The following is a 4,974-nucleotide window of genomic DNA, read 5'->3' as shown; positions in this document are numbered from 1 at the left end:
AGATATCGCGGTCCAGGTCTGAGAAGGTGAGGCCGCCGGGGGCGAGCGGACGTCGGGCCGGGGCGGGTGCGGGCTCGGGCTCGGGCTCGGGCTCGCCGGGCGGCTGGCGGAAGTCTCCCGCTCTCCGACAGCGCCGCGGTATCGCTGGACGACGATCGTGCCGTCCGGCGTCCACGTCGCCGTGTCCTGCGCCTCGGGACGGCGGGCGAACAGGGTGCTGAGCATGGGTGGTTCTCCTTCGGGATGGTCGTTGGTCAGGCCGCGAGTCGGTGTGTGGCCGGGGAGGTCATGACGGTTTCGGGGCTGGGCTCGTAGCCCTTGTCGCAGGGGTCGCAGACGCCCTGGGTGCGCAGCGGTACTGGCGCAGAGCACTTGTTCCGCAGCTGCCGTATTCCTGGGCGAGAAGGTTCGTTGGCCCCTTCTGCGTGGCCCTGAGCCGTGGGAATTCGCTGGTCGAAACCGGGCCCGTACGGGATGCTGCACGCGTGATCGAGCGAGAAGCCGCCGTTCGGGCTGTCGAAGAACAGCTGGAGCGCGACTATCAGCAATGGCGGGCTGTGAGCACGGACGCGGTGAGGATGGCTGTGGTCCGTGTCGAGGAGCACGAGCTGGTGTGGATCGTCTCGTGGCAGTCCGAGGAGTTCTCAAGCACTCGGAACTCGAAGTACATGCTGGTCGGCAATGGGCCGTACCTGGTCGACCGCGTCGACGGGGGACTACACCAGATCGGCGTCGTCTCCGCGGTAACCGGGGAGTGGGAGAACGACTACCGGGCCCGAATACGTGGGCTGCCGGTCCACACTGCAGTAGATGACCTGCACGATGCTCTCTGCGGAGTCGCCGCTACGCGCGGACGCGTGCACGCTGTGCGGACACTGCGCCAGAGGCTGCCGATGTTCTCGCCTGCGGAGGCCATCGAGTACGTGAGCGCCCTGCTGGACGGTGATGCGCCCGCGCGCCTCGTGGCCGTCGCCACCAAGGAACTCGTGGAGCCTCTCAACCCGGTACTTGCGGTGAGGACCATTTCGAGTGGAGCAGTGATCCGAACCGGTCAGAGACCCGACGGATGACGGGAAAGCCAGTCGGCATGCCGATCGCGCACCCGGTCCCGTTCCTCGGACGTGGCGAGGAAGACGTCGGCGCCACCGTCGTAGGGGTGATGGATGCGCTGCATCCGGGTGTCGGTGATGAGAACGCCCGCCACCCTGTCGTCGGCGATGTCTCGGAGCGACTCGTCGATGCAGCCTCGCCGCCAGGGCCGGCGGGCGGCGAAGAGGTGGGAGTACGTGCGGAACTCAGGGTCAGGATCGTCCTCCACCAGCAAGCTCTGCCAATAGCCCGTGACGGGTTGCGATGACGGAACCTCGGCTTCGGTCGTCCAGAGCGGAGTGATCACGTACACGTCCGCACCAGCGAACAACTCATCGAGGACGGTGTTGTAACGCTCCAGGACGACGGTGTACTCGCTCTCGTCGTCCGCGTACCGCTTCGACTCTGGCAAGCTGTGAAAACGTACCCAAAGGTCCCGATACGGGTCACGGAGCTTGTACCCAACCGGAGGGCAACTAGGCCAACGCCGCTGCCACAGCTCCGTCAAATCCGCCTGCCCGTCTCCAGACACCCGCCGCACTCGCCCCTCTCACGTATGGACTTACCGACGACCATGATGCCGGGGCTCACCCCCGAGGGAAACCGACTTCTCAGCTGTCACTTCGCGGGCTGCTGATGCGGCCCGGTCCAGTCGCGCTTGACGAATTTCGTCCAGTCCGTCGCGCTTGTGACCGTGAGGGCGGCGGACGAGGAGCGCAAGAATGGGATGGCCTCGTTTTGCACCAGCAAGGCAAGATCAGCCGTGTGATACGCGATCCTCGTGACGATGCCGAGTTGCTGGCTCTGGTTCGCCGCTATGTCACGCCCGAGCGGCGTTATCTGAAGCTCGGCGGCAGCTTGCTGCGCATGCAAAGTCCTGAGTGCGACCGATTCATGCGAGATCTCTGTGAAGACGCGGGACTCATCACCGCAGATGAGATCGCCAAGCTTCTTGAGGGCGGCTGGCGCGAACGACGAACTGCGGCTTGGCTCGTAGCTGTCTCCCGCCGGACCGAGTTCCGTGAGCGCCTCGGGGAACTCCTGCTGGCTAGCGAGGTCTGCTGTGCTGGGCTGGCCTATTGCGTGGCCCTGGCCAGCTTCGGAACGGCGCGCGACGCTGATCTGCTCGCTGCCTACCTTGATCGCTACCTCCGTCGCCCTGACCTCGGATACGACCAGACCGTCGTCATGGGCGCTCTCCAGTTCATCGACCTGAACCTTGGAGATGGCCAAGCCGACCGCTTCCGGGAACCGGGTGGCCTGTGGCAGCAGTGGCTTCAGGATGCACCTCACATGCAGGGCGACTCGGACCCACCCCCTTCTACTTGAGTCTTATTCGCCGGCTTTGCGCGTTCGTCGACGAATGCGCCGAGGCTCTATGACCGCCCGCATCTTGTGGTGGTCTCTCTGGACCATGGCCGCCGCCCGGGGGAGCGGTCAGATCTGTGTGCGGGACGCGATGTAGTCGAGCCAGTCGCGTCTGGCGTATCCGGTCCAGCGGGTGGCGTTGCTGATGCTGGTGCCGGTGAAGTCGGCGAGGACGGATGCCGGCAGGTCTGTGGCCAGTGCGAGACGAGCGTTGTTGCGGCCGGCGCGGGGCGCGATGCCGTCTCGGCGGAGCTTCAAGTTGAGGTAGGTGGCTCCGAGAGGGCGGGCGGGCTCCTGCCCGGGGAAGAGCCACGGTGTTGTGCTGGCTGTCTGATCGAGCTGCCAGCGTTCCTGGCACTGGTCGCGTTGCGCACGGACCAACCGGGCGACTTCGGGCGGCAGCGGAAGGCGATGGCCTGCGAGGTCGAGCGCCATCGTCTCGTTGTCGTCTATGACGTCGCGCACGGTGAGTTCGAGCAGTTTGGTGTGCTGCAGCCCGAAGAGGAGCGTCAGGGCACCAGCCGTACGAACATCGAGAGGCAGAGAATCGTCGCCGAGACAGCGGTGCAGCTGCTCGGCCTGCTCCTCGTCCGTCATGAAGACGCTGGGGGCGGCGATGCGTGCCCGGGGAACTACGAGTTCGCCGACAAGGCCCCGACCTCGCGCCCAGGTGACGAAGGCACGCACCTCACGACGTTCCACAGCCCCTTCCTCCAGCCACATCTCGAGTTCTGGCTGTGTGAGTTCCCCAAAGAGCGATGCCGTGCTCGTCGAGCCAGTCGAGCAGTTCCAGGGCCCGGCGCAGTCGCGATCGCATCTGGTGCTGTGTGCCGGCGCGTAGCGGGCGGTTCCGGTGGGCCCGGCTGATGCGGTGAAGCAGATACCAATGAGTGAAGGGGGTGACGAGCTGCCGCTGGGAGAGCGGTGCCTGGGCCAAGAGGGCGTCCGCCCAGCGGGGCAAGGCCTCCAATCGTTCATCGCGCGGCGGCAGCACCGCGGCGACGACGAGGACGTCGCGGATGTAGCGCGTGGTCGGCGTGTTGGGGAGATTGTCGAGCTGTTGGTGGGTGATCTCCTCATCGGAAATGGCTGGCTGGGACAGGAGGGCGGGCACTCCCGCGCGGGTCAGCCAATGCGCCACTCTGCGGGGGTGTCCTGCGGTGGCGAGAGCCGAGTGGAAGTTCTGCCGCTGTGCGGGGACCGCTTGATCTTGTCCTCCGAGAGCTTCGGCCAGTTGTTTCGTGGCGAAGCAGCGGGTGCACAACTGCTCGCGGAAGATGCTGTCGCTCGTGCCGCAGCGCTGGCACGCGTAGGTGAGATCGACTCCGGCGCAGGGTCCGCAGATGCCGGCCTCTGCTTCGGTGGTACCGATGAGTGGACGTTGCTCTTCGCACTGAGCGCAGGTGCCCGGAATACGGCAGCCTGGAGGCAGATGTAGAACCGCCTTCCGCGCTTGCCGCAGCTCTGTCTGGCGGCCATCGCCCGGTCCAGTGCCCACTCCTGAGCGAGCGTCGGCACCCTCTTGGGCGTCGCCGCGGTGAGGTCGTAGAGCCAGGCTCGGCGGCGGTGCGTGCATGACCACTGCGGGGCGTACCGGCAGCCCTTGCAGCGCAGGATGGCGACGATCTTGCCCCGGCCCGGGGACAGGGCCCGGGCCCGCAGCTGACGGCGCGTGACCAGATGGTCCGGGCACGCCCCTTGGTCGTACTCGGAAACCAGCGGGTTCGAGGGATCCGGCCGGTGTTCTTGAACGAACCCGCTGGCGTCGTGGTTGTTTTACCCGGGGGTGCCGCGCGGGTTCGGCTTTGGCGCCTGCGCGAAGATGGGCCTCCGATCGGTGGAGGGGCGTTGGGATGAGCTATGACCTGCAAGCAGTGATCGCTGGAGGAGAGGTGCTGCGCACCGCTTCGCGGGATCTGCCTGCTGCTCGGCTGGCGTCGCTCGGACAGGGCCTGTCGCTGATGCCGATGACAGCCGCCCTCTTCGATTCCGTCGCGGACGGCAGCGGTACGGGGGCTTTGGGGTTCTGGCGGCTGCCGGGAGGGTTCGAGAAGACCCTCGCTGACTGGTCGACCGTTGGGCCGGTGGCCTACGTGGAAGCCGAGTACTTCGGCGGTGTGGGCGAACAGCAGGCTGTCGTGTGGGATGGCGGCACCATCGTGCTGGGACCGCTCCATGTGCAGGAAGGCCAGCCCTTTCCGCTAGCCGGTAGCGCTATCTCGCAGGCACTTCGAAGACTGGGCGTCGTGGCGAGCGCTGGAGAGGACGAGTTCTCAGCTGCGGGATTGGACCGTCACCGACACGGTGAGGGATGGATCGCCTGAGCAGTAGCTTCCGGATTCCCGCATGAACGAGCGAGTTCCTGGCTCTGCTCACGGAATCTGCCCGTAACTGATCGTTTCAGAATGAGGTTCGGACTCGTCTCAAACACATGATGCTGCAGGCGAGTTGGAGCAGGCCGAGGTGGAGGTCGGCGCGTATCTCATAGCGGATGCGGAGCCGTTTGAACTGGTGGAG

The 4,974-nt window shown here is 66.0% G+C and carries 6 protein-coding genes and 3 pseudogenes; 3 read left to right on the top strand and 6 right to left on the bottom strand.

Annotated elements, in window-relative coordinates; all coding sequences use genetic code 11:
* Positions 1-225 (bottom strand): annotated as a pseudogene (locus ACFWBB_RS42370) (hypothetical protein); the annotation flags it as partial.
* Between the two features lie 260 nt (positions 226-485).
* On the opposite strand from ACFWBB_RS42370, the gene ACFWBB_RS42365 reads away from it, so the two are divergent.
* The gene (locus tag ACFWBB_RS42365; protein WP_385284577.1) at positions 486-1,070 is read left to right on the top strand and encodes a YrhB domain-containing protein; all 585 of its coding nucleotides are present in this window, start codon (positions 486-488) and stop codon (positions 1,068-1,070) included.
* Here ACFWBB_RS42365 and ACFWBB_RS42360 read toward each other — a convergent pair.
* Positions 1,052-1,501: a hypothetical protein gene (locus ACFWBB_RS42360; protein ID WP_385284574.1), complete on the bottom strand. Its 450-nt coding sequence runs from the start codon at positions 1,499-1,501 to the stop codon at positions 1,052-1,054. The genes ACFWBB_RS42365 and ACFWBB_RS42360 overlap by 19 nt on opposite strands.
* A 353-nt stretch (positions 1,502-1,854) precedes the next feature.
* On the opposite strand from ACFWBB_RS42360, the pseudogene ACFWBB_RS42355 reads away from it, so the two are divergent.
* Positions 1,855-2,471 (top strand): annotated as a pseudogene (locus tag ACFWBB_RS42355) (DUF6000 family protein).
* Between the two features lie 55 nt (positions 2,472-2,526).
* Here ACFWBB_RS42355 and ACFWBB_RS42350 read toward each other — a convergent pair.
* From ACFWBB_RS42350 to ACFWBB_RS42340, 3 genes are read right to left on the bottom strand one after another with little or no spacing between them, the layout of a single operon-like run.
* Complete coding sequence (locus tag ACFWBB_RS42350; RefSeq protein WP_385284571.1) at positions 2,527-3,159, bottom strand: hypothetical protein; 633 nt, start codon at positions 3,157-3,159, stop codon at positions 2,527-2,529.
* Positions 3,146-3,598, bottom strand: coding sequence for a hypothetical protein (locus ACFWBB_RS42345; protein WP_385284568.1), 453 nt, complete (start codon positions 3,596-3,598; stop codon positions 3,146-3,148). The genes ACFWBB_RS42350 and ACFWBB_RS42345 overlap by 14 nt, the downstream gene beginning before the upstream one ends.
* Positions 3,583-4,119: a hypothetical protein gene (locus ACFWBB_RS42340; protein WP_385284580.1), complete on the bottom strand. Its 537-nt coding sequence runs from the start codon at positions 4,117-4,119 to the stop codon at positions 3,583-3,585. Before ACFWBB_RS42340 ends, ACFWBB_RS42345 begins: the two co-directional genes overlap by 16 nt.
* Before the next feature lie 191 nt (positions 4,120-4,310).
* Between ACFWBB_RS42340 and ACFWBB_RS42335 the strand changes: the two genes are divergently transcribed.
* Positions 4,311-4,781, top strand: coding sequence for a hypothetical protein (locus ACFWBB_RS42335; protein WP_385284565.1), 471 nt, complete (start codon positions 4,311-4,313; stop codon positions 4,779-4,781).
* 76 nt (positions 4,782-4,857) lie between these two features.
* Here the strand turns inward: ACFWBB_RS42335 and ACFWBB_RS42330 are convergent.
* Positions 4,858-4,974 (bottom strand): annotated as a pseudogene (locus tag ACFWBB_RS42330) (IS5/IS1182 family transposase); the annotation flags it as partial.

Source organism: Streptomyces sp. NPDC060000 (assembly GCF_042737375.1).
Lineage (GTDB): Bacteria > Actinomycetota > Actinomycetes > Streptomycetales > Streptomycetaceae > Streptomyces.
Note: the sequence above shows the minus strand (reverse complement) of the source record. Positions and strands in the feature narration are given on the sequence as shown.